The 22,230-nt window shown below is 65.5% G+C and carries 17 protein-coding genes and 3 pseudogenes; 5 read left to right on the top strand and 15 right to left on the bottom strand.

Annotated features, from left to right (window positions below):
• Positions 1-69 precede the first annotated feature (69 nt).
• Together guaB and guaA are read left to right on the top strand one after the other, a co-directional pair.
• Positions 70-1,539 carry an IMP dehydrogenase gene (gene guaB / locus E5CHR_RS17240; protein ID WP_162580974.1) on the top strand — a complete coding sequence of 490 codons (1,470 nt, stop codon included), beginning with the start codon at positions 70-72 and terminating at the stop codon, positions 1,537-1,539.
• A gap of 9 nt (positions 1,540-1,548) precedes the next feature.
• Positions 1,549-3,162: a glutamine-hydrolyzing GMP synthase gene (guaA, locus tag E5CHR_RS17235; RefSeq protein ID WP_162580973.1), complete on the top strand. Its 1,614-nt coding sequence runs from the start codon at positions 1,549-1,551 to the stop codon at positions 3,160-3,162.
• 253 nt (positions 3,163-3,415) lie between these two features.
• On the opposite strand, the gene E5CHR_RS17230 is transcribed toward guaA, so the two are convergent.
• From E5CHR_RS17230 to E5CHR_RS31820, 3 genes and pseudogenes are all read right to left on the bottom strand, one after another.
• On the bottom strand, positions 3,416-3,967 hold the full coding sequence (locus E5CHR_RS17230; RefSeq protein WP_443083119.1) for a TatD family hydrolase: 552 nt from the start codon (positions 3,965-3,967) through the stop codon (positions 3,416-3,418).
• Positions 3,964-4,197: a TatD family hydrolase gene (locus E5CHR_RS32145; protein ID WP_162577776.1), complete on the bottom strand. Its 234-nt coding sequence runs from the start codon at positions 4,195-4,197 to the stop codon at positions 3,964-3,966. Before E5CHR_RS32145 ends, E5CHR_RS17230 begins: the two co-directional genes overlap by 4 nt.
• Before the next feature lie 99 nt (positions 4,198-4,296).
• Positions 4,297-4,478: pseudogene (locus tag E5CHR_RS31820) on the bottom strand (nucleotidyl transferase AbiEii/AbiGii toxin family protein); the annotation flags it as partial.
• 9 nt (positions 4,479-4,487) lie between these two features.
• Between E5CHR_RS31820 and E5CHR_RS17220 the strand changes: the two are divergent.
• The gene (locus E5CHR_RS17220; RefSeq protein ID WP_443083081.1) at positions 4,488-4,643 is read left to right on the top strand and encodes a hypothetical protein; all 156 of its coding nucleotides are present in this window, start codon (positions 4,488-4,490) and stop codon (positions 4,641-4,643) included.
• 3 nt (positions 4,644-4,646) lie between these two features.
• Here E5CHR_RS17220 and E5CHR_RS17215 read toward each other — a convergent pair whose 3' ends face one another.
• From E5CHR_RS17215 to E5CHR_RS17185, 7 genes and pseudogenes are all read right to left on the bottom strand, one after another.
• Positions 4,647-5,195: a carboxymuconolactone decarboxylase family protein gene (locus E5CHR_RS17215; RefSeq protein ID WP_162580972.1), complete on the bottom strand. Its 549-nt coding sequence runs from the start codon at positions 5,193-5,195 to the stop codon at positions 4,647-4,649.
• Between the two features lie 362 nt (positions 5,196-5,557).
• Positions 5,558-7,961 (bottom strand): annotated as a pseudogene (locus tag E5CHR_RS17210) (molybdopterin-dependent oxidoreductase).
• 27 nt (positions 7,962-7,988) lie between these two features.
• Positions 7,989-8,972, bottom strand: a complete 984-nt coding sequence (locus E5CHR_RS17205; RefSeq protein WP_232062095.1) for a Bug family tripartite tricarboxylate transporter substrate binding protein — start codon at positions 8,970-8,972, stop codon at positions 7,989-7,991.
• A 53-nt stretch (positions 8,973-9,025) separates the two neighbouring features.
• Positions 9,026-9,892 (bottom strand): sulfurtransferase, encoded by an 867-nt coding sequence (locus E5CHR_RS17200; RefSeq protein ID WP_162580970.1) that lies wholly within the window; start codon positions 9,890-9,892, stop codon positions 9,026-9,028.
• A 52-nt stretch (positions 9,893-9,944) separates the two neighbouring features.
• A complete protein-coding gene (locus E5CHR_RS17195) occupies positions 9,945-10,931 on the bottom strand; it encodes a Bug family tripartite tricarboxylate transporter substrate binding protein (protein ID WP_162580969.1) in 987 nt (328 codons plus the stop codon).
• An 84-nt stretch (positions 10,932-11,015) separates the two neighbouring features.
• A complete protein-coding gene (gene purB / locus E5CHR_RS17190; RefSeq protein ID WP_162580968.1) occupies positions 11,016-12,374 on the bottom strand; it encodes an adenylosuccinate lyase in 1,359 nt (452 codons plus the stop codon).
• Between the two features lie 18 nt (positions 12,375-12,392).
• Positions 12,393-13,853: an FAD-binding oxidoreductase gene (locus E5CHR_RS17185; protein ID WP_162580967.1), complete on the bottom strand. Its 1,461-nt coding sequence runs from the start codon at positions 13,851-13,853 to the stop codon at positions 12,393-12,395.
• A 151-nt stretch (positions 13,854-14,004) separates the two neighbouring features.
• On the opposite strand from E5CHR_RS17185, the gene E5CHR_RS17180 reads away from it, so the two are divergent.
• On the top strand, positions 14,005-14,787 hold the full coding sequence (locus E5CHR_RS17180; RefSeq protein ID WP_232062094.1) for an IclR family transcriptional regulator: 783 nt from the start codon (positions 14,005-14,007) through the stop codon (positions 14,785-14,787).
• A gap of 83 nt (positions 14,788-14,870) precedes the next feature.
• Here E5CHR_RS17180 and E5CHR_RS17175 read toward each other — a convergent pair whose 3' ends face one another.
• Positions 14,871-16,292: an MmgE/PrpD family protein gene (locus E5CHR_RS17175; protein ID WP_232062093.1), complete on the bottom strand. Its 1,422-nt coding sequence runs from the start codon at positions 16,290-16,292 to the stop codon at positions 14,871-14,873.
• 68 nt (positions 16,293-16,360) lie between these two features.
• Here E5CHR_RS17175 and E5CHR_RS17170 point away from each other — a divergent pair, with 68 nt between their 5' ends.
• A complete protein-coding gene (locus E5CHR_RS17170; protein ID WP_162580966.1) occupies positions 16,361-17,233 on the top strand; it encodes an MBL fold metallo-hydrolase in 873 nt (290 codons plus the stop codon).
• Positions 17,234-17,352: 119 nt separating this feature from the next.
• Here E5CHR_RS17170 and E5CHR_RS17165 read toward each other — a convergent pair whose 3' ends face one another.
• The 4 genes and pseudogenes from E5CHR_RS17165 to E5CHR_RS17150 all read right to left on the bottom strand — a co-directional run bounded on the left by E5CHR_RS17165 (position 17,353) and on the right by E5CHR_RS17150 (position 22,214).
• The gene (locus E5CHR_RS17165; protein ID WP_162580965.1) at positions 17,353-18,225 is read right to left on the bottom strand and encodes a phosphonopyruvate hydrolase; all 873 of its coding nucleotides are present in this window, start codon (positions 18,223-18,225) and stop codon (positions 17,353-17,355) included.
• Between the two features lie 42 nt (positions 18,226-18,267).
• On the bottom strand, positions 18,268-19,497 hold the full coding sequence (locus E5CHR_RS32140; protein WP_162580964.1) for a pyridoxal phosphate-dependent aminotransferase: 1,230 nt from the start codon (positions 19,495-19,497) through the stop codon (positions 18,268-18,270).
• 171 nt (positions 19,498-19,668) lie between these two features.
• Positions 19,669-20,919: pseudogene (locus E5CHR_RS32135) on the bottom strand (ABC transporter permease); the annotation flags it as partial.
• A gap of 230 nt (positions 20,920-21,149) precedes the next feature.
• Complete coding sequence (locus E5CHR_RS17150; RefSeq protein ID WP_162580963.1) at positions 21,150-22,214, bottom strand: ABC transporter ATP-binding protein; 1,065 nt, start codon at positions 22,212-22,214, stop codon at positions 21,150-21,152.
• Positions 22,215-22,230 lie beyond the last annotated feature (16 nt).

The following is a 22,230-nucleotide window of genomic DNA, read 5'->3' as shown; positions in this document are numbered from 1 at the left end:
GCCGCGATGAGCCCGCACGCCGGCCGGGCATGGCGCCATCGTTACAATCCGTCTTTTGGAGCTTCACCCATGCGCCTTCTCGGCAAAGCGCTCACCTTCGACGACGTGTTGCTGGTGCCAGCCTTCTCCCAGGTCCTCCCCAAGGACACCTCCCTCGCCACCAAGCTCTCCCGCAACATCACGCTGAACCTGCCGCTGGTCTCCGCAGCGATGGACACCGTGACCGAAGCCCGCCTCGCGATCGCCATCGCGCAGGAGGGCGGCATCGGGATCGTGCACAAGAATCTCACGCCCGCCGAGCAGGCTGCTCACGTGGCCAAGGTCAAGCGCTACGAATCGGGCGTGCTGCGCGACCCGGTGGTGATCACCCCCACCCACACCGTGCTGCAGGTCTTGCAGCTGTCGGAAGAGCTCGGCATTTCCGGCTTTCCGGTGGTGGACGGCGGCAAGGTGGTCGGCATCGTGACGGGCCGCGACCTGCGCTTCGAGAGCCGCTACGACGTGCCGGTGAGCGAGATCATGACTCCGCGCGAGAAGCTGATCACCGTGCCCGACGGCACCACGCTGAGCGAGGCGAAGGCGCTGCTCAACAAGCACAAGCTCGAGCGTCTGCTGGTCATCAACAACGCCTGGGAGCTCAAGGGCCTGATCACCGTCAAGGACATCACCAAGCAGACCAGCTTCCCCAATGCCGCGCGCGACGCCAGCGGCCGGCTGCGCGTCGGCGCTGCGGTTGGCGTGGGCGAGGGCACCGAGGAACGTGTCGAGGCGCTGGTCAAGGCAGGCGTCGATGCGATCGTGGTTGACACCGCCCATGGCCACAGCGCCGGTGTGATCGAGCGTGTCCGCTGGGTCAAGAAGAACTACCCGCAGGTCGATGTGATCGGCGGCAACATCGCGACCGGCGACGCCGCCCGCGCGCTGGCCGACGCGGGCGCCGATGCCGTCAAGGTCGGCATCGGCCCCGGCTCCATCTGCACCACGCGCATCGTGGCCGGCGTCGGCGTGCCGCAGATCATGGCGGTGGACAACGTCGCGACCGCGCTCCTGGGGAGTGGCATACCGCTGATCGCGGACGGCGGCATTCGCTATTCGGGCGACATCGCCAAGGCCATCGCGGCCGGCGCCAGCACCGTGATGATGGGCGGCATGTTCGCCGGCACCGAAGAGGCGCCCGGTGAAATCGTGCTGTTCCAGGGCCGCAGCTACAAGAGCTATCGCGGCATGGGCTCCATCGGCGCCATGCAGCAGGGCAGCGCCGACCGCTACTTCCAGGAGTCGACCACGGGCAACCCCAACGCCGACAAGCTGGTGCCCGAGGGCATAGAAGGCCGCGTGCCCTACAAGGGCTCGATGGTGTCCATCGTCTACCAGATGTCCGGCGGCTTGCGCGCCAGCATGGGTTACTGCGGCTGCGCCACCATCGAAGAAATGAAGACCAAGGCCGAGTTCGTCGAGATCACCACCGCCGGCATCCGCGAGAGCCATGTGCACGATGTGCAGATCACCAAGGAAGCGCCGAACTACCGGGCGGAATAAGACTCGCCCATGCAACACCAGAAAATCCTCATCCTCGACTTCGGCTCGCAGGTCACGCAACTGATTGCCCGGCGCGTGCGCGAAGCGCACGTGTACTCCGAAGTTCATCCGTGCGACGTCAGCGACGAATGGGTGCGCCAGTATGCGAAGGACGGCACGCTCAAGGGCGTGATCCTTTCCGGCAGCCATGCGAGCGTCTACGAGGAAACGACCGACAAGGCACCGCAGGCCGTGTTCGAACTCGGCGTGCCGGTGCTGGGCATCTGCTACGGCATGCAGACCATGGCGCACCAGTTGGGCGGCAAGGTCGAGGGCGGGCACAAGCGTGAGTTCGGCTTCGCGGCGGTGCGCGCGCGCGGCCACACCGAGCTCCTGCGCGACATCGCCGACTTCAACACCGACGAAGGGCACGGCATGCTCAACGTCTGGATGAGCCATGGCGACAAGGTCACCGAGCTGCCGCCGGGCTTCAAGCTGATGGCTTCCACCGAGAGCTGCCCCATTGCCGGCATGGCCGACGAGGATCGGCATTTCTATGCCCTGCAGTTCCATCCCGAGGTCACGCACACGCAGCAGGGCAAGGCAATCCTCGAGCGCTTCGTGCTCGGCATCTGCGGCGTCAAGCCCGACTGGGTGATGCGCGACCATATCGGCGAGGCCGTGGAGGCCATCCGCAAGCAGGTGGGCGACGAGGAGGTGATCCTCGGCCTGTCCGGCGGCGTCGATTCCTCGGTGGCCGCGGCGCTGATCCACCGAGCCATCGGCGACCAGCTCACTTGCGTGTTTGTCGATCACGGCCTGCTGCGCCTTGACGAGGGCGACATGGTGATGGACATGTTCGTCGGCAAGCTGCATGCCAAGGTGATTCGCGTCGATGCGAGCGAGCTCTTCCTCGGCAAGCTGGCCGGCGTGAGCGACCCCGAGGCCAAGCGCAAGATCATTGGTGGCGAATTCGTCACTGTTTTCAAGCAGCAGGCACTCAAGCTTACCAACGCCGGCGCGAAGGGCGCCAAGTGGCTGGCGCAGGGCACCATCTACCCCGATGTCATCGAGTCTGGCGGCGCCAAGAGCAAGAAGGCCGTCACCATCAAGAGCCACCACAACGTGGGCGGCCTGCCCGAGCAGCTGGGCCTGAAGCTGCTGGAGCCGCTGCGCGACCTGTTCAAGGACGAGGTGCGCGAATTGGGTGTAGCCCTTGGCCTGCCGCCCGAGATGGTGTATCGCCATCCCTTCCCTGGCCCCGGGCTGGGTGTGCGCATCCTCGGCGAGGTGAAGAAGGAATACGCCGATCTGCTGCGCAGGGCCGATGCGATCTTCATCGAGGAGCTGCGCAACTTCAAGGACCCGTCTTCCGAGAAGAGCTGGTATGACCTGACCAGCCAGGCCTTCACCGTCTTCCTGCCGGTCAAGAGCGTGGGCGTGATGGGCGATGGCCGCACCTACGACTACGTGGTTGCGCTGCGCGCCGTGCAGACCAGTGACTTCATGACAGCAGACTGGGCCGAGCTGCCCTATGCGCTGCTCAAGAAGGTGTCCGGCCGCATCATCAATGAAGTACGCGGGATCAACCGGGTGACCTACGACGTGTCGAGCAAGCCGCCCGCGACGATCGAGTGGGAGTGAGGGGTGCAAATAATATTCATATAAATCAATTTCTTAGGTCGATTTATGATGTCCGTGAACAAGACATCAATATTGCCTCTGGAGAGTTCTAAGATGTTGAAAGATATGGACGTTTTGTCGCAGCAAAGACTATTCCCTTAGCAATCGGCGAAGCAGGCAGCGCTATTTTTTGACGGTATTTCTAACGGCATCAAATCAGGCTGCCGATCCCGCCGCCGACACTTGCGGCACCCGGATAACGGCTGTAGTTAGATCAATTGCCTGGAAGGTCGAACATTCGTCGGCTATTGGAACTGCAGGCTCGAATCACATCGTCGACGTCGCGCCCAACCAGCTCTGCCACGCTGGCGGCGACCCAAGGAAGATTGGCCGGCTCGTTGTGTCCACGACGTTTTTCGGCGTTTGCGGGAAACTGATAGGGGGCATGCGTCTCAAGGTGCAGTCGATCCAGCGGTTTGGCCGGCAGGGCCTCTCGAAGCGCCTGGCCGCGTTGGACATCTGTGACCCAGCCCGTGATGCCGATCTCGAGCCCCATCGCGAGAAAGGCTTCTGCTTCCAAGCGGTTGCCGGTGAAACAGTGCACGACGCCGCGCGCTCCGTCGGCCATCACAGGGGCAAGCATGTAGTGGAAATCGGTGAAGGCGTCGCGGCAATGAAGAAAAAGCGGCTTGCCAGTCTCTACAGCCACTGATAGCTGCTGCTCGAACGCCATGCGCTGCGCCTGCGGAGTCGAAAAGTTGCGGTTGTAGTCAAGGCCACACTCTCCAACCGCGACGACCTCCGGGCATGCCCAGAGTTCGGTCAGCTCGCAGAAGTTGCTTGGGTCGTACGACTTTGCGCCGTGGGGTGCACTCCCGCAGTCGCGAAGACGGTGCCCGGGTTGGCCCTTGCAAGCTCAGGGGCCAGACGATTGAAAGCCACCGATGTGCCTGTCGCGAGGATCTGGCTCACGTTGGCTGCCCGCGCACGCATCAACAATTGATCAGTCAGCGACACCAACTGCGCCGAATGGAAGTTGACGCCGATGTCGACCAAGTGCGCTCGTTCAAATCTTGATCCTGTGCTCATGCGCCGATGGTATGAGGTGCTGCTGATTGTCCATCTGCGCTCAGGTGCGGGACTGTGCTTGAGTGCCTCCAACTCAATCTGGCAGATCTCGCGGAAAGCCGCCACAGCGGTGTCGATATCGTCCGGACCAAATCCCATCAGGTCCGCATCCCGCGTCGGCCGGTGCGGTTGGCCGTACCACAGCGAAAACAGCAGGCGCCCTTGAGCAGGTAGTTGGGTGCATGGGGTGAGACGGATAGTCGGGAAAGCGTCACTGCGTGAGCCGCAACCTGGCCGCTTCCATCCGTGGCCGCCTGAAGCAGCGCGCCGATGCCACGAAGCAGGACTTCAACCTGACACTCACTCACTATGGGTTGGAGCGGCTGCTGTATCTCGGCAGGGGTGGCAAGCACGCGGTGGTCAGGTGCCGGTGATCTTCAGGCGCGTTCCCCCGCCGTTCGCGGGAGGACGTCTTGCGAATGAATGCCAAGCGCCTCCAGGAAGCGCGACACCATGTTGTAGGCCGCGATGGTGGCCACGAGCTCGACCGTCGTCGCGTCGTCCAGATGGCGCCGCACGGCGTCAAGCTGGTCGCCCGGCACGTGCACGTCGCGCGTCATCGTGTCGGTCAGCTGCAATGCGGCGCGCTGCAGGTCATCGAACAGGTCGCTTTGGCGCCAGTCGCCCAGTGCGTCGATCTGTGCTTGCGTGATGCCTTCCTTCAGCGCAATCGGCGCGTGCTGGTCGGCCTCGTACTGCGCGCCATTCAGGACCGCGACACGCATGATCACGAGCTCGCGAATCGCGCCGTCGAGCTTGAATTTCTGGCGCACCGCCGTCAGCAAGCCGAGCCAGCCTTCGGTCAGCGGCATGCTGTGCAGCAGCATCTGATAGAGATGCAGCACGCTGCCGCGCTCCGCTTCGATGCGCTTCACGAGCGGCTGCACGCTGGGCGCGGAAATGTCGGCGTAGGGAATCCTGGCCATCGTCGTCTCCTTGATCCAGCACCGAAGGTATCTCAGTCCAGCCTAATGTTGGCCCGCCTGATGATCCTGCCCCACAGTGCGATTCCTGGCTTCGACCACGAAGATGGTGCTGCTCAGGCGTGCGCAGACTGGGAGCTGCGTAGGTATAGGCAGACGAGCGCGATCTGCTCGTCTAACGCTTGAGCACTGCCGACTCACCCGTCCGTGCAGGGGCTCACTACCGCGTGAGGGGCCACGACATGAAATTGCCTGCACCGCAAACGACTTGCGTGTCGGCAGGAAGGGCGTGTGACAGGTTGCGCATCAGGACGCGCGGATCGAGGCCATCGCTTGCTTTCGGCGGCACCCAACCTTCGAGCACTTCAACGAGGCACACTGGCACTCGTCGCTGAAAATGCGTCTCCTCGCGTAGAACTTCCGGCGGTCCGCGGTGGTTGTAATCCACGCGGGCTGCCTTTTTCGCAACCTTCGGCAGCTGCGGGTGGATCGAAGGCCCGGATGGGGGGCAAGGGACCGTCGTAGCGCTCGATCTGCACGGTGGTCAGCTGGCCGGCGCAGCCCTGCGCCAGCGAAGAGGTGCCGATGTCGCGGGTCAGAACGTTGGGGTTTCCGTGCGCGCACATCATGCGGTCCTGCGTGTCGGGCACCGGGTCGTACCAGGCGCCGGTGGGCAGCTGCACTACGTCCTCGCGCATGTCGGCGCTGAGATGCGCGCTGGCGAGACAGGCGCCGATTTCGTTGAAGAGCCGGACGACGTCGCCTTCGGCGATGCCCCGAGCCGACGCGGCCGCCGGGTGGAGGGTGCAGACCTCTCGGCCCTTGCGCTTGCTGGCTTGGCTGTGGCCCCCGAAGTCGAGCTGACTGTGCAGCCGGGTGCTCGGTTGGTTGGCCACCAGCCACAGCGGATGCTCGACCGTGGGCGCATATGCAGGCGGCAGCCACGCAGGATGGCCGGCAGTCGGCATAGCCGAACGCGGCCACCGTCGGAGAACTGATCTGCACTTTGCCGCTGGGTGTCTTGAGCGCATGGGCGACGGGGTCGCTGCGCAGTGCACGCAGCACGCCGCCGTCGTCGTCCCTTTGCGGAAGTGTGATTTCGCCCCGCTGCCAGAATTCTTCGAAGCTTGGTGCTTCCGCGCCCAGCGCTTCCAGGGCATGGCGCGTTCTTTCATACAAGTGGGCCAGCCATTCGCGGCTGCTGCGGCCCTCGCTGAAGGCTTCGAGACCATCCAGCCGACCGGCCAGGTCGCAGAAGATGTCGTAGTCGTCGCGGGCCAGGCCGTGCGGCTCGGCGATGCGGTGCATGGCCACCACCAAGGGGTCGGTGGGCGTGGCGCCGATGTCTTCGCGTTCCAGCGTCATGGTGCACGGCAGCACGATGTCGGCGTGGCGTGCGGTGGCGGTCCAGGCCACCTCGTGCACGACGAAGGTGTCCAGCGTGCGGAACGCTGCGGCCAGTCGGTTCAGATCCTGATGATGATGAAACGGGTTGCCGCCAGCCCAGTAAGCGAGCCTTATGTGCGGGTAGACCAGGCGCTGACCGTTGTAGTCGAAAGGCTGGCCCGGATTCAAGAGCATGTCGCTGATGCGCGCGACCGGAATGAAGTCCTTCACCCCGTTGGTGCCTTGTGGCAGCGCCGCGGCGGGCACCGCGTTGTTGCGCTTGCCGTAGTGGGCGAGCGTACCCAGCGCATAGTTGTAGCCGCCACCGGGCAGGCCGAGCTGGCCCAGCGCCGCGCCCAGCACGGCACCCATCCATACCGGCTGCTCGCCATGCTCCGCGCGCTGAAGCGAATGCGACACGACCACTAGTACCCGCTTGCCCACCAGCGAGCGCGCCAGCGCTACCAACTGCTGCGCAGGCAGGCCGCAGATGGGCCCGGCCCAGGTGCAGCTCTTCGCTACGCCGTCGCTCCGGCCCATCAGGTAGTCCTCGAAAGTGTCCCAGCCGTCGCAGCAACGGGCCAGGAAGTCCCGGTCGTGGGCGCCATCGCTCACGATCTGATGCACCAGGCCCAGCATCAGGGCGGTGTCGGTGTTGGGTACCGCGGCCAGCCACTCGAAGGCGGCCTCGTCGGGCAAGTCGCTCCTGAGCGGACTGATCGAGACGAACCGGCAGCCGCGAGCAGCCGCCTGCCGCATCGCATCACGCTCGACGTGCTTGCTGATGCCGCCCGACGCCACCCGCGAATTCTTCAGCGCCATGCCGCCGAACGCCAGCAGCACGTCAGTGTGCTCGACGATCTGTTCCCACGTCACGTTGCGGCGCGCCACCTCTTCCATGGTGCCGATCACGTGCGGCAGCATGGGACCGGACGCACCGGCGCTGTAGCTGTTGACCGAGCGCACGTATCCGCCCATCGTGGTGTTGAGGAACCGGTGCACCTGGCTCTGCGCATGGTGGAAGCGTCCGGCGCTCGACCAGCCGTAGGAGCCGCCGAAGATCGTCTGCGCGCCATGTTGATCCTTCACGCGACGCAGTTCCGCGGCCAGCAGATCCAGCACCTCGTCCCAGGCCATCGGCACGTAGTCGTCACTGCCTCGGGTGGCATCGGGGCCGGGGCCCCGCTCCAGCCAGCCTCTGCGTACCATCGGGGTCGTCACGCGCGCTTTGTGGCGCAGCCCGCCCGGAAAGTTGTCGATCAGTGGATTGGGGTCGGGATCGCCTGGATGGGGCCGTACCGTCAGCGACTCGCCGTCCCATGCCGCGGAGAACACCCCCCAGTGGGCGCTGTGGGGTCGGTAGGTGGGAGTGCTGGTCGTCATGGGATCGATCGAAGGGTCAACGGAGGCTCACTCGGCCTTGAGGTTTCCGCGCTCCACGGCGCGCTTGTAGTTGGCGATGTCCTTCACGATGAACTCGCGGAAGGCATTGCCGGCCAGCGAAGACTCCTGCGCGCCGTCGGCGCGGTAGACACGCAGCACCTCGGGATCCTTCATGGCTTCCTTGACGGCGCGCGCGATCTTGTTGACTACCTCCTCCGGCGTGCCCGCTGGCGCAGCCAGTCCGTACCACTGCGTCATCAACACATCGATACCCGACTCCTTGAGCGTCGGCACGTCGGGCAGCGACGCAACGCGCTTGCCGCTGCTGACCGCGAGCAGGCGCAGCTTGCCGCCGGTGATCTGCGGCATCAGCGGGGAGTAGGGCGCGAAGAAGCTGCTGACCAGGCCGCCATACAGGTCGTTGAGCGCTGGGCCTGAACCCTTGTAGGGAATGTGCAGGATGTCGACCTTGGCCTGCTGCTTGACCATTTCCATCACGATCTGCGCCGCGCCGCCCGTGCCGGTGGAGGCGTAGGTGAGCTTTCCGCTCTTCGCCGCTTGGACATATTCCTTGATCGACTTGATGGGCGAGCTGGCGGGCACCATCAGGCCGAATGGCGTCTCCACCAGTTGAGCGATCGGCACGAAGTCCTCGGGAACCTTGTAAGGCAGGTTGTCCCGGATGGCGGGCGCGCTGCCCATGTTGCCGCTCATGGCAAGGATGAGGGTGTAGCCGTCGGGACGTGCGCGCGCGACGGCCTCGGCCGCGATGTTGCCGCCCGCGCCGTTTTTGTTGTCGACCACGATCGGCTGGCCCAGGTGCTTGCCCAGGGCATTGGCGATGGTGCGACCGTAAAGGTCGCCGCCGCCGCCCGGTGGGAACCCGATGACGAGCTTGACCGGTTGCTCGGGGTAAGCGGCGTGGGCAAGTCCAGCCATTCCGGCAAGACCTGTGAGGCCGGCGAGGGCGATGGCGTTGGCGCCGATTCGGAGGAAGTTGCGTTTGCGCACGGGGAGATCTCCTTGGGGTGGGAGCGGGACGAAAGAAGCCGTCGCTTCGGTGCTCAGGGCATGGAAGGCCCGGTGGCGACCGGTGCGCCGGGCTGGGCGCTCCATTCGCTCCACGAACCCGAATAGAGCGCAGCCCCCTGAAGACCCGCCACCTCCATTGCCAGGAGGTTGTGGCAGGCCGTCACCCCGGAGCCGCATTGATTGATCAGAGCGTTTGCAGGTTTCCCGCCGGTGACTGCATCGAATTCCAGACGCAGCCGGGCCGCAGGTTTGAAGCGGCCGTCGGGCAGCAGGTTGTCTTTGAACAGCCGGTTGCGGGCGCCGGGGATATGGCCGCCTACCGGATCCATCGTTTCGTTCTCTCCGCGAAAACGATCCGGCGCGCGCGCATCGAGTACCAACCGCTCCTGGCTGTCGATGTTGGCTTTCACCTGGTCGTAATCCACCGTGGTGACCAACGCATCGCGCAGTGTGAGGTCGCCTCGAGGCCGGGCAGCAGGCGTTTCCGTGCTCAGGGGTTCTCCGGCCGCCTTCCATGCGGCGATGCCTCCATCCAGTACGGCGACGTCGCCATGGCCCACCCAGCGCAGCATCCACCACAGGCGTGCGGCATACATGCCGCCCGCATTGTCATAGGCCACCACCTGGGTACGGTCGCCCACACCCAGGGCGGCCATGGTCTGCACGAAGGACTCGCGACTGGGCAGCGGGTGGCGCCCGTTTCTTCCGGTCTTGGCAGCCGAGAGTGCGTGCTCCAGATGAACGTAGATGGCGCCGGGGATGTGGCCCGCGTCGTAAGAGCGCTGGCCTGCGTCCAGGTCGTTCAGTTCGAAACTGCAGTCGATCACCATCGGCCGGGAGGCCTGATCCTTCTGCTCGCGGACGAGCTGCTCGACGGAAACGAGGGCGTTGTATGTCATGGGTGAGATGTCCTTTGTTCCTTGAGATCGACAGATGCCGCACGCTGCCGCGCTACTGCGCGATCTCCTTCATCAGCGCCGGTGTCATGCTGGCCTTGTACCGCTCGATGTCTTCGGCGATGTACTTTCCGAAGCGCTCGCGCGGCACGTCGCGCTCGACGGCCGCATCCCTGCGTATGGCGTCGCGTACCTCGGGCGTGGCGAGCGCGCGGCTCAGGTGCTCGGATAACTTGCGAAGCACCGGCTCCGGCGTGCCTGCGGGGGCCACCAGCCCGTACCATTGGGTGACGAGCACGTTCAAACCGAGTTCCTTGAACGTCGGAACGTCCGGCATCGCAGGGCTGCGTTTGTAGCCGGTGACGGCCAGCAGCCGAAGTTGCCCCTGACGCACCTGGCTCACCAGCGGCGACGCCGTGGCGAAGAAGCTGTCCACCTGACCGCCGATCATGTCGGTGATGGCGGGGCCGGACCCGCGGTAGGGCACATGCAGCATCTCCACGCCTGCGGCCTGCTTCACCATCTCCATGCCGATGTGTGCTGCGGCGCCGGCGCCGGTGGACGCGAAGCTGAGCTTCTGCGTCTTCGCGGCGTCAAGCAGTTCACGCGCGGTCTGATAGCGGGCGTTGTGCGCCACGAACAGCCCATGCGGCGCTTCCAGGATCAGGCCAATGGGGGCGAAGTCGTCGGGTACCTTGTAAGGAATGCTCTGCGGCCGCATGGCCGGCGACACCGCGAGATTGCCGCTCATAGCCAGCAGCAAGGTGTAGCCATCGGGCTTGGCTTTGGCCACGAGGTCTGCGGCAATGTTGCCGCCCGCGCCGGCACGGTTGTCCACGAGGACCGTCTGGCCCAGTGTCTTGCCAAGCGCGTTGGCGATCATGCGGCCGTAGAGGTCGCCGCCTCCGCCAGGCGGAAAGCCGACGACCAGCTTGATCGGCTGGCTGGGAAAGTCACTCTGCGCCGCCGCGCCTGCCGCCAGGCCCGCGAAGGAGAACGCGAGCGCGATGGCGCCGATGCGCCTGCGTGTGATGTGAGGCATGTTTGTCTCCGTTAATGGATGCGTATTGGCAGGGGCGCCCTCTTGTGGAGCGTGGTCATGCGGCCCTCGGGCCGCGCTGCGATGTCAGCCGGCCCAATGTGCTTGCAGGGCGACCACGCGGTCGACCGAGCTGCCGCACTGCCCCAGGTAGCCCGCAGGATCGGTCATGTCACGAATCTCGTCGTCGGTCAGCAGTTTGCCCAGGCCCTCGTGCTGGCGCATGGCGTCGGCGAAGCTGGCCTTGCTGGTGATGCCGCGCATCGAAGCTTCGTAGATCCACTCGTGCGCGGTCTGTTTGCCCACCCGTTCGCTTAGCTCGAGCATCACGCGCTCGGACAGCAGGTAGCCGCGCATCTTGTCCAGATTGGTGGCCATCACGTCGGCGTTGATCTTCAGGCCCGCCAACAGGTTCTTGGCCTGGAACAGCATCGCTCCGACGATCATGCAGCACTCGGGCAGCGCCTTCCATTCCATCTTCCAGGCGATGCCGTCGCGTTCGCCTTCTTGCACCATGCCCTCGATCATCATCGCTGCGTTGTAGCGCAGCGGGCGTGACAGGCCGGCCAGGTTCTCGGCCGACGTGGGATTGCGCTTGTGCGGCATGGTCGAGGAACCGAGCTTTCCTTCGGAAAAACCTTCTTCCACTTCACCGAACTCGTTGCGCTGCATGTTGAAGAGTTCGTTCCCGATCTTCGACAGCGTGCTGCCGATCAGCGCGAGCAGCGTGGCGTACTCGGCGAAGCGGTCGCGCGCAGGCGCCCAGCTGATGGCGGGCACCCCCAGGCCCAGCTTCTCGAGCATGCGCTGCTCGAGCTCGATCGCCTTGGGGCCCAGCGAAGCCTGGCTTCCGACGGCGCCGGCCAGCATGCCCACCAGCACGCGCGGTGCAGCCTGTACCAGGCGTTCGTGGTGGCGGCCCAGTTCGTCGAGCCAGAGTGCGCACTTGTGGCCGAAGGTGATGGGCAGGGCCTGCACGCCATGGGTGCGCCCGGCCATCGGGGTGTCGCGGTGCGCGACGGCCAGGCGGACGAGTTCCTTGCCGACGGCGCGCATGTCGCGCATCACCACGTCGTGAAATTCCTTGAGCTGCAAGGCGACGCCGGTGTCCACCACGTCCTGCGTGGTCGCGCCGTAGTGCACCCACTCGCCGTTCTCCTTGGAGCACGCCGCTTGCAACTGCTTGAGCGCAGGCACCAGCGAATGCTTGATGCGGCGGATCTCGGCAGACATCTTGGCAATGTCGATGTTGGCGACCTTGGCCTGCTCGGCGATCTCCAACGCGGCGGCGGCGGGGATGATGCCCAGCTCGGCTTGGGCAGCGGCCAAGGCGGCCTCGAAGTCGAGCCACTTCTGTATGCGATTCTCCTCGCCAAAGATGGTGCGCAATTCGTCGGTGCCCCAAAGATGCTGAAGCGACTGCATGTCGAAAACGGAAACGGGCATGAAGATCCTGTCTGAGAGCTAAGAGGAAACGGCTGTATTCACCAGGGCGCGCGGCAGCATGCGGCCCGGGTTGAAGGTGTTGAACGGGTCCAGCGCCCGTTTGATGCGCACCATCGCATCCAGGGCGACGGCGTTCTTGTATTGCAGCAGGGCGCTCTGTTTCTGCCGGCCGATGCCATGCTCGGCGGAGATGGCTCCGCCGAGCCGCGCGGCGGTCGCGTGCACGATGTCGTGGATGGCTTCCTCCTGCGCGCGAAAGTCGCCTGCGCCCATCCCCTCAGGCATGCTCTGGTTGTAGTGCAGGTTGCCGTCGCCGACATGGCCGAAACACACGATGCGCACGCCCGGCATCAGCGCCCGCAGTGCCGCGCCGGCTTCGTCGATGAACTGCGGGATGCTGGACACGGCTACCGAGATGTCGTGCTTGATCGATGGACCTTCGAGCCGCTGTGCCTCGGGCACATGCTCGCGCAGCGCCCAGAATGCGTGGGCCTGGGCGTGCGATGCGGCCAGCGCGGCGTCGAGAACCAGGCCGTCTTCCATGGCTGCGTTCAATACCTGCTCCACGCCCGGCGATGGGTCGAGGTGCGCCGACACCTCCGAGACGTCGAACAAGACCGACCAGGGCGCAACGTCGCCCAGCGGTGCACGCATGTCCGCGGTGCGGTGCTTCAGCACCAGTTCCAAGGGGCCGTCGCCGATCAATTCGAACGCGGTGACACGCTCGCCCACGGCGTCGGTCAGGCGCGACAGCAGTTCGACCGCGGCCTGCGGGTCCGGCACCGTCGCCCAAGCGGTGATCACGGTCCGCGGCCTCGCGAACAGCTTGAAGGTGACGGCGGTGACGATGCCCAGCGTGCCCTCGCCGCCGATGAACAGCTGCTTCAGGTCGTAGCCGGTGTTGTCCTTGCGCAGTGCGCCCAGCAGGTTCAGCACGCGGCCGTCGGCCAGCACCACTTCGAGGCCGAGCACCAGGTCGCGGGTATTGCCGTAGCGCAGCACCTGTTCGCCACCGGCATTGGTGGAGACCACGCCGCCCACGGTGGCGCTGCCCTCGGACGCCAGGGAAAGCGGGAACAGCCGGCCCGCAGCTTCGGCGGCCTCCTGGGCAGCGCGTACCGTGCAACCGGCCTCGACCGTGAGGGTGTTGTCCAGGGGATCAGCGTGGCGCACCGCGCGCATGCGGTCCAGGCTCAGCAGTACCTCCGTGCCCGAATCGTCGGGCGTCGATCCGCCGACCAAGCCGGTGTTGCCGCCTTGCGGCACCACGGAAACGTCTGCGGCGGCGCAGGCCGCGACCACGCGTGAAACCTCCTCGGTCGTTGCCGGGCGCACGACCGCGCGTGCGGTGCCTGGATAGGTGCCGCGCCATTCGGCCTCGTAGCGTGCTTTGTCTCCCGGTGCGGTAAGCACATGCGCGGCGCCGACAATGTGGCGCAGCGCCTCGGTCAAGGCGAGGTCGGGTCTCTCAGCGTTCATGAATTCTGCGGATCTATAGCGCCCCGTGGCGGGTGCGACCTGTGAGGTGCTCGCCATCCGTGTGCGCAGACGATGCACTTGCATCGTTTTGATGAATGAAATATATTTTGATGAATAAAACTATAGTCGTTCGTGCTTGCGAGTGTCAACAGTGCAAGCCCTGCAGCGCGAGCGCACCAAGGCCATGAAGAGAACGTCGCCCGCTCCCTCCCGTGTCTCTGCGTCCGATCCCGCGCCGACGCCGCCTGCCGGCGTCCTCGAACGCGGGATCACCATCCTCAACTGCTTCGGCGAAGACCGGCTGCGTCTGCAGTTGCGGGAGATCGCCCACCTCACCGGCCTCGACAAGGCCACCGCGCTGCGCCTGCTCGGCGTGCTGGTCGGCACCCGCATGGTCCATCGTTTCGACAACGGGGACTACGCGCCGGGACCGGCCTTGCTCTACATGGGGATGCTCTATCGCAAGACGTTCGACATGGGCGCGCGTTTGCAGCCCGTGCTACAGGCGGTCATGCGGGAGACCGGGGAGACGGTCGCGTTCTACGTGCTCGACGGCGAAGAGCGTGTTTGTCTCTACCGCGAGAACAGCAGCAACGAGGTGCGCCATCACGTCGAGGTCGGTACGCGCATTCCGCTCGCGGCGGGCGGCTCGTCATCGCATGTGTTGCGCCATTTTTCCGGCCGCGACACGCCCCTGTCGGAGGCTATCGCGCGCGACGGCTTCGCGATCACTCGCGAGGAGCGCTTGCCTCAGATCGCGTCCGTGGCGCTCCCGGCGTTCGACAGCGACGGCTGCTTTTTGGGTGCGATGGTGGTGATCGGCATCGCCTCGCGGCAGAGCGCCGCTGCCCAGCGTCGCGCGGCACTGGTGGTGCGCAAGGCCTTGCATGCGCAGGGCTTCAGCAGCCAACCGCCGCTCGGCTGGGTGCGCTAGGCACCAGACGTCGGCGGTGACAGCGACCATGAGCGCAAGCGCAGCCCAAGCGAAGACGCGGGCCGAGTTCGGGTGAACTGTGCTCAGCCCACCTCGAACAGGGCAGGGGGCGGGTCGCAGGGCAGCGGGTCGCGTGCAGGATCCGTGAAACCTGCGCACCAGGCCGCAACGGCCGCGGCCGACGCGTCGTCCATTGCTGGCACGAAGTCACGCATGCGTTGTTGCAGTTCGGCGTCGTTGTAGGGGTCCTCCGGATCGCCGCGGCGCAGCTCACGGTAGGCGCTGAGCGTGCGGCCGTCGCGCAGGGTCGCGGTGACACGGGCCGGACGCCGTTGCGGGAAGCCCATCTGAAACTCGTCCGACGGCACCACCGTCATGCGCTCTGCCAAGGCGCGCAGTGCAGGCGAGTCGAAGCGCGGCGCGTCGACGTCGGCAATGCCCAGCGAGGACTGCTCCAACAACACCGCCAGCACATAGCGCAGGCAGAAGCTGGCCTCCGACGGCTTGGTCGGCCAGGCGATGCCGGCCACCTTTAGCGCATGCGGGAAGATCTCGATGTGCAGCGCTTGTACGTCGGCTGCGGCGATGCCGTGCTGCACGATCAGCCCGCGCAGCGCGTCGAGGGGCGTGAACAACATCGCGCACGCGGGCCAGGCCTTGATGGTGGTGGTATGCAATCGCTCGGCCGCATCGAGGCTGCCGCCGACCGCCTCCAGCGGGCCGTCGCCTCCCAGTGCCGCGTACAAGCCGCGTCGGCCGGTGAAGAAGGCCTTTGCGCCCGGCAGGCCCGCGCGTGCCGCGTAAGCGGCCGACATGCCGTTGCGCACCGCGAACGCGGGGTGCAATGATTTCGATTCGTGGGCGTCGTCGTCCACCAGTTGCCAGAGCCCCGCTGCCTGCGTGGCGGCGATGCCGAGTGCATGGTGCATGCGTGGCGCGTCGAGGCCGAGCGCCATGCCGGCCGATGCCGCTGCGCCCACGGCACCGGCTGTCGCCGTTGCATGGAAGATCGCGGCGTGGCGCGCGCCGAGCGCCTCGCCGAGCCGCAATGCCACTTCATAGCCGGCCACGATGGCGCGAGCCGCCTGCGCATGCGTCAACCCGAGCACGGGTGCGAGCGCCAGCACCGGCGTGATCGCGACCACGCCAGGGTGCAGCATCGCGGCGCGGTGAGCATCGTCGATCTCGCGCATATGGGCAATGGCTGCATTGGCCAAACCAGCCGCCACCGGGCTGGCGGTGCCGCCGCCGAAAACGCGCGAGGGGCCATCGCCGGGCGCGATCTCGCGCGCCAGACAACGCATCGTCTTCGCCGCCGGCATGTTCAACGCGGCCAGCCCCGCCGTGGTCCAGTCCAGCAGCGCTTGCGCCAGGCGGGCGCGTGTGGCATCCGTCTGGGGCTGTGCCGCCTGGTCGAACAGATGACCGACCAGGATCGCCTCGGGCAACAGCGGCGTCGCATGCATCACTTCGACCTTCATTTCATTGAGCGAAAGATACTTCATTATATAAAATGACCGTGGTCGAGCGCGCCGAGCGAGTCAGGGCGCGGACCCTTCCGACTGGAGATCCCATGCACCGGCACGTTCGTCCTTTTTTCGATGCCTCGTCATCCACGTTCTCCTATGTGGTCGACGATTGCGCTGGCACCTGCGCCGTGATCGACCCGGTGCTGGGTTTCGACCAGGCCTCGGGCCGTACCGCTGCCGCTTCGCTCGAAGCCATGGCTTCGTACCTCGAGGCGAACGGCCTGCAAGTGCAGTGGCTGCTCGAGACGCATGCACATGCAGACCATCTTTCGGGTGCGTCTTGGCTGCAGCAGCGCTTCGGCGGTACGCTGGCGGTGGGCTCCGGCATCACACGGGTACAGCGCGACTTTCGCGGCATCTTCAACGCGCACGACATGGCGATCGACGGGTCGCAGTTCAATCACCTGTTCGGCGACTCGGAGACTTTTGCCATCGGCCAGTTGCAGGCGAGGGCGCTGCATGTGCCAGGCCACACGCCAGCCGACGTCGCGTACCAAATGTTGGGCCGGTACGGCGAGCCCGACGCTGTGTTTGTCGGCGACACGATCTTCATGCCCGACATCGGCACCGCGCGCTGCGACTTTCCTGGGGGCGATGCGCGCATGCTGTACCGCTCGATCCGCCGTCTGATGTCGCTGCCTGCAGCCACGCGGCTCTATCTGTGCCATGACTACCCTGCGCCCGGCCGCGAGGCCCACTGCTTTGCCACCGTTGAGGCGCAGCGCGCCGCGAACATCCATGTGCACGACGGCATGTCGGAAGATGACTTCGTCGCCCTTCGCACGGCGCGCGACGCGACCTTGGCGCTGCCCACACTGATGCTGCCGTCGATCCAGGTCAACATGCGCGCCGGCCGCATGCCACCGGCAGAAGACAACGGCACCTCCTATCTGAAGATTCCGATCGACCTGATCTAGGAAAATGGACGAGAACTGAGCGCTCCCGCCGCTCTTTACGCGGTGTATTCCTCCAGGTTTTTATCGCGATACCAGCCGCGGCGGTGCCGGCCACGTTGTGCAAGCCGAGGCTTATCGACTTACCTTAGAAAGTTCGACTCGACTGCCCGCATGGATGCATCGCCCTGCAGTTCGATGATGTCTTTCACTGATGGAAGGAGCGGGTCAACGGCCCGAATTCCGCCCTCTGCTCGGATCTGACGGAACACCTTGCGCATCGCGCCGACTGCAGCGCGGATCGCGTGATTGCCGTAGATCACGATGCCGACTTTTCGAAGGCGCTCGATGTCGGCCTCGGACAATTGGGGGTAGGCCGTCGGGACAAGGACCAGTGGCACCTTTGCAGGCCAGGCGGTGACGAAATCCAGGATCTCGTCCGGCGTCTTCTGCTTGGAGTGGATGAGGATGGCGTCGGCTCCGGCCTCTGCGTAGGCGAGGCCGCGCCGGATTGCCTCGGCCTGGCCGAGTCCCGCGATCAACGCCTCCACCCTTGCGACCACTACAAAATCGCTGTCCCTGCGGGCAGCGCAGGCTGCGGCGATCTTTCCCTGGAACTCTTCCGTGCGGACCAGTTCCTGGCGGCCATCCGTGCGCAGGCTGGTGTCCTTGGGAAACGTCTTGTCCTCCATGACGATGGCCGACGCACCCGCCGCCTCGTATTGAGGAACGACGTAGTGGACGTTCACGGCATTGCCGAAACCGGTGTCGATGTCCGCGATGAGCGGGATCGAGACCACGCTGGCGATTGCACGCATCATCTCGAGGTGCGTGCCCATCGAGAGGATGTTGGCATCCGGCACCGCATAGCTGGCCGAAAGCTCGAAGCCGCTGCCCCAGATGCCGCCGAAGCCGGCTTCTTCCGCCAGCTTCGCAGCCAGGGGATTGTGGGCGGCCATCGCTGTGAACAGCTTACCGCTCTCGAGCGCATTTCGAAGTGTCTTGTTCTTGGTCATGATGATTTCGTTTGTTGATGGCTTGGCGAACCGACGTGACTTTCAGCGCAGCTGCGCGCACGCCGCTGCGATCCGGCCCATGGCCTCGGCGAGGTCTTCGTCCGAGGCGGCATACGACACGCGGAAGTGGCCCGGCAACTCGAATGCGGAGCCCGGCACGATGGCGACGCCGGCCTCTCGCAGGAAGTAGAGGGCCAGCTCGCCGTCCGTGGTGATCAGGTTGTTGGCGGCGTCGCGACGCCCGAGGAGGCCCTGGCAACCGGGGAACGCGTAGAACGCGCCTGGCGGGACGTCACAGGTGACGCCTTCGATCGTGTTGAGCTTTGCGACCACCATGTCCCGGCGCCGACGGAAGGCCTCGACGAACTGCGGCAGGAAATCCATCGGGCCGTCGATCGCGGCGATCGAGGCCGCCTGGCTGATGGAACTGGTATGCGAGGTGGATTGCGACTGCACCAGGTTCATCGCCTTGATGAGCTCGAGCGGCCCCGCCCCGAAGCCGACCCGCCAGCCGGTCATCGCGTACGACTTGGACACGCCGTTGATGGTCAGCGTGCGCGAGGCCAGGTCAGGCGCGACCGCAGCGGGGGTGGCGAAGGCGGCGTCGTCGTACCGGATCTTTTCGTAGATGTCGTCGGCCATGATCCAGACCTGCGGATGCCGGCGCAACACTTCCGCCAAGGCGGCCAGCTCGGCATGCGAGTAGACCGCTCCGCTGGGGTTCGAGGGCGAGTTGAGCATCAGCCACTTGGTGCGCGGCGTGATGGACGCCTCCAGCTGCGCGGGCGTGAGCTTGAACGCCGTGGACGCACCGCAGCGCACGATGATCGGCTTGCCGCCCGCGAGCAGCACCATCTCGGGGTAGGAGACCCACGCGGGGGTCGGCACCACAACTTCGTCACCGGCGTTGACCGTGGCCTGCAGTGCGTTGTAGAGCAACTGCTTGGCACCACACCCCACCTGGATCTGTTCCGGCGTGAAGTGAAGGCCGTTGTCGCGCTCGAACTTCCTGACCACGGCCTCGCGCAGCGCGAAGGTGCCCGCGACGTCGGTATAGCGCGACTCGTTGCGGTCGATGGCCGCTTTGCCGGCCTCGCGCACGTGCGCGGGTGTCGGGAAGTCGGGCTCGCCCTGGCTCAGCGTGATGATGCTGCGACCCTCGCGTTTGAGCTGGTTGGCCAGGCGTGTCATTTCCTTGGTCGCCGAGGGCTTGGCACCCAGCACGCGTTCGGCCAGGAAAAGAGGGGCGGTGCTGTCTGTCGTCGTTGTCATTCGATGGTTCCAACCTTGAGCCTGAAGATCCAGCGCGCCAGCGCCAGGGGGATGAAAATCGTTGCCAGCAGCACCAGGCTGTAGGCGCAGGCCAGGGGCCATGCGCCCGCTGTCGATCTGCTGGAAGATCTCGATGGGCATGGTGTTCATGCCGCCGAAATACAGGACCACCGTGGCCGAGAGCTCCGACAGGGTGGTCACCCACATCAGCACGGCGGCGGCAACGACCGACGGGCCGATCACCGGCAACACGACGCGGAAGAAGCTGCGCAACGGGCTCACGCCGAGGCTCATCGACGCTTCCTCGATCGAGTCCCTCAGGTTGTGGAGCGGTCCCATGGCGGCGCGCACGCTGGTGGGCATGCGGCGCAGAAAGTACGCCAGCGCCATCACCAGCCAGCTGCCGGTGAGTACCAGCCAGCCGCTGTTGAACGCGTTGATCAACGCGATGCCCAGGACCGTGCCGGCGATCGTCAGCGGCAACATGACCAGGACATCCAGCACGTGCGTGAGTGCCGATTTCCGCTTGACGATCAGGTAGGCCGAAGCGACCGAGAAGAGTACGCCGCAGACCGTGGCGACCGACGCCAGGAACAGCGAGTTGTACAAGGGCTCCGGGGCCCGGACGAGGGCGTGCTGCAGGTGCGCCAGCGTGAAGCCTCCGTACCGCAGCACCGGTCCGACCGAAGGCGTGAACGCAGTGACAACGACCACCGCGGCCGGCAGAAGCGACAACGCCACCACGCCGAGCACGGCGGCGCTCGCCAGGATCGCTCGCCATCCATGGACGTTAATCGCAAAGGGGCTGCGCCCGGACTCCATTTGGAACTGGCGGCGCTCGACGACGAACTTCTGTATCAGCAGCAGGCCAGCGCCCAGGAACACCAGCACAGAGGCCATGGTGGTTTGCATCTGCGGATTGCCGCCCATCTCGCTGACGAATTCGTTGTACGCCTTGACCGCAAGCACCGGCGTGCGTGCGCCCAGGATGGCCGGCACGCCGAAGCTTCCGATGACATGGGTGAAGACCACCAGTGCGCCAGCGAAGATGGACGGCATGAGCAGCGGCAGCGTCACACCCACCAGCACGCGACCCGCCGGACGGCCCAAGCTCAACGCGGCTTCCTCGAGGTTGCGGTCCATCGACTTCAAACCCACCAGCACCGCCACGAAGGCGAAGACGTAGTTGTTGAGCGTCATCACATAGACCAGGCCCCACCATGAATACAGCGAGGGCAGTTCGACACCCAAAGGTGCGAGCAGCGCGTTCACCCAGCCTTGCTTGCCCAGGATGAGTACCCAGGCGGCGGCCACCACCACATCGGGAACGACCAGCGTGATCAAGGGCAGCGCAGTGACCAGGCCGACGAACGGGAACTTGCATCGCGCCACGACCAGCGCCAGGCTGCCACCGACCGCCATCGACGCGATGGTGACCGCGACGCCGAGGATGATGGTGTTGAAGAAAACATCCCGGTAGGAAGCCTCCGAGAAGAAGCGCAGGTAGCCGCCCAAGCCGAAGCTTCCGTCGGACTCGAGCAGCGACTTGCCCAGCATGCCCACCAGGGGCCAAAGGAGGAAGATGCCCAGGAGACCCAGTGCCAGCAACGCCAGCGTGAGCCATGCAGGGTCGCGTCGAAGTGCGCCCATCATCATGAGGCCTGCACGATGTGCGCATCACGGGGCAGGCGCAGGGAGACGGCGTCGCCCCGTGCAAGCGAGGCCGTTGCAAGGCTGCTGCGCATGTCCACCCGCAGCTTCCCGGCGCTGGTCTTCACGATGTAGCCAACCGAGCCGCCGCGGAATTCCACATGCGCGACCACCCCGGCGAGCTCCCCTTCGGCCATGGCGCCGTTCGCCCCGAAGGACAGATCTTCGCTGCGTACGGCGAGCTGCGAGCCGGGCTGCACGGGGACCTGGCTTCGCGTCAGCATCACGCCGGCTGGCGTTCCCAGGCGTCGTGTGCCATCTGGCGCACGAGGAAGCTCTTCGTCGATCGCGATGAGATTCGCACCGCCGACGAAGTCGGCCGCGAAGGCCGTGAGCGGTCTTGCGTAGACGTCCCTCGGCGCGCCGAGCTGAACGATGCGGCCACGGTCCATGACCGCGATCAGGTCCGACATCGCCAGTGCTTCTTCCTGGTCGTGCGTCACGAACACCGTGGTGATGCCGGCTTCGGTCTGAAGCTCGCGAATCATGGAGCGCAACTCGACGCGCAGCTTGACGTCGAGCGCCGAAAGTGGCTCGTCCAGCAGCAGCAATCGCGGCTCGATCACCAGCGCCCGGGCCATGGCCACGCGCTGTCTTTGCCCGCCGGAAAGCGCCGCTGGTGAGCGCTCTGCGAACTTCTCCAGTCCGACCCGTGCCAGCATGGCCAGGGCCCGCTGCCTGACTTCCGCCCGCATGACGCCGCGCGCGGCCAGGCCGTAGCCGACATTGGCGAGTACCGAGCGATCGGGGAACAGCGCGTAGTCCTGAAACACCATGCCAACGCCGCGTCGGTGCACCGGGATGTCCGTGACGTCTTCCTCTCCGAAGAAGATGCGTCCCTCGTCGGGCCGCACGAAGCCGCCCAGCATGCGCAGAAGCGTCGTCTTGCCACAGCCCGAAGGCCCGAGAAGCGTGAAGAACTTGCCGCTGGGTATGGTCAGGTCCAGGCGCTCGAACAGCGTCTGTCCGCCATAGCTCTGCGCGATGGCATCGAATGAGACTTGCATGGTGTGGTTCCTGCGC

The sequence above is a fragment of the Variovorax sp. PBS-H4 genome (assembly GCF_901827205.1).
In the GTDB taxonomy this organism is placed as follows: domain Bacteria; phylum Pseudomonadota; class Gammaproteobacteria; order Burkholderiales; family Burkholderiaceae_C; genus Variovorax.
Note: the sequence above shows the minus strand (reverse complement) of the source record. Positions and strands in the feature narration are given on the sequence as shown.

What these genes read in the sequence shown, in the direction of transcription:
- E5CHR_RS17150 (WP_162580963.1), bottom strand. Translation starts at nt 22,214, where the DNA reads ATGCAAGTCTCATTCGATGCCATCGCGCAGAGCTATGGCGGACAGACG.
- E5CHR_RS17195 (WP_162580969.1), bottom strand. Translation starts at nt 10,931, where the DNA reads ATGCCTCACATCACACGCAGGCGCATCGGCGCCATCGCGCTCGCGTTC.
- E5CHR_RS17170 (WP_162580966.1), top strand. Translation starts at nt 16,361, where the DNA reads ATGCACCGGCACGTTCGTCCTTTTTTCGATGCCTCGTCATCCACGTTC.
- E5CHR_RS32140 (WP_162580964.1), bottom strand. Translation starts at nt 19,497, where the DNA reads ATGACAACGACGACAGACAGCACCGCCCCTCTTTTCCTGGCCGAACGC.
- guaB (WP_162580974.1), top strand. Translation starts at nt 70, where the DNA reads ATGCGCCTTCTCGGCAAAGCGCTCACCTTCGACGACGTGTTGCTGGTG.
- E5CHR_RS17165 (WP_162580965.1), bottom strand. Translation starts at nt 18,225, where the DNA reads ATGACCAAGAACAAGACACTTCGAAATGCGCTCGAGAGCGGTAAGCTG.
- E5CHR_RS17175 (WP_232062093.1), bottom strand. Translation starts at nt 16,292, where the DNA reads ATGAAGTATCTTTCGCTCAATGAAATGAAGGTCGAAGTGATGCATGCG.
- E5CHR_RS17200 (WP_162580970.1), bottom strand. Translation starts at nt 9,892, where the DNA reads ATGACATACAACGCCCTCGTTTCCGTCGAGCAGCTCGTCCGCGAGCAG.
- guaA (WP_162580973.1), top strand. Translation starts at nt 1,549, where the DNA reads ATGCAACACCAGAAAATCCTCATCCTCGACTTCGGCTCGCAGGTCACG.
- purB (WP_162580968.1), bottom strand. Translation starts at nt 12,374, where the DNA reads ATGCCCGTTTCCGTTTTCGACATGCAGTCGCTTCAGCATCTTTGGGGC.
- E5CHR_RS17185 (WP_162580967.1), bottom strand. Translation starts at nt 13,853, where the DNA reads ATGAACGCTGAGAGACCCGACCTCGCCTTGACCGAGGCGCTGCGCCAC.
- E5CHR_RS17215 (WP_162580972.1), bottom strand. Translation starts at nt 5,195, where the DNA reads ATGGCCAGGATTCCCTACGCCGACATTTCCGCGCCCAGCGTGCAGCCG.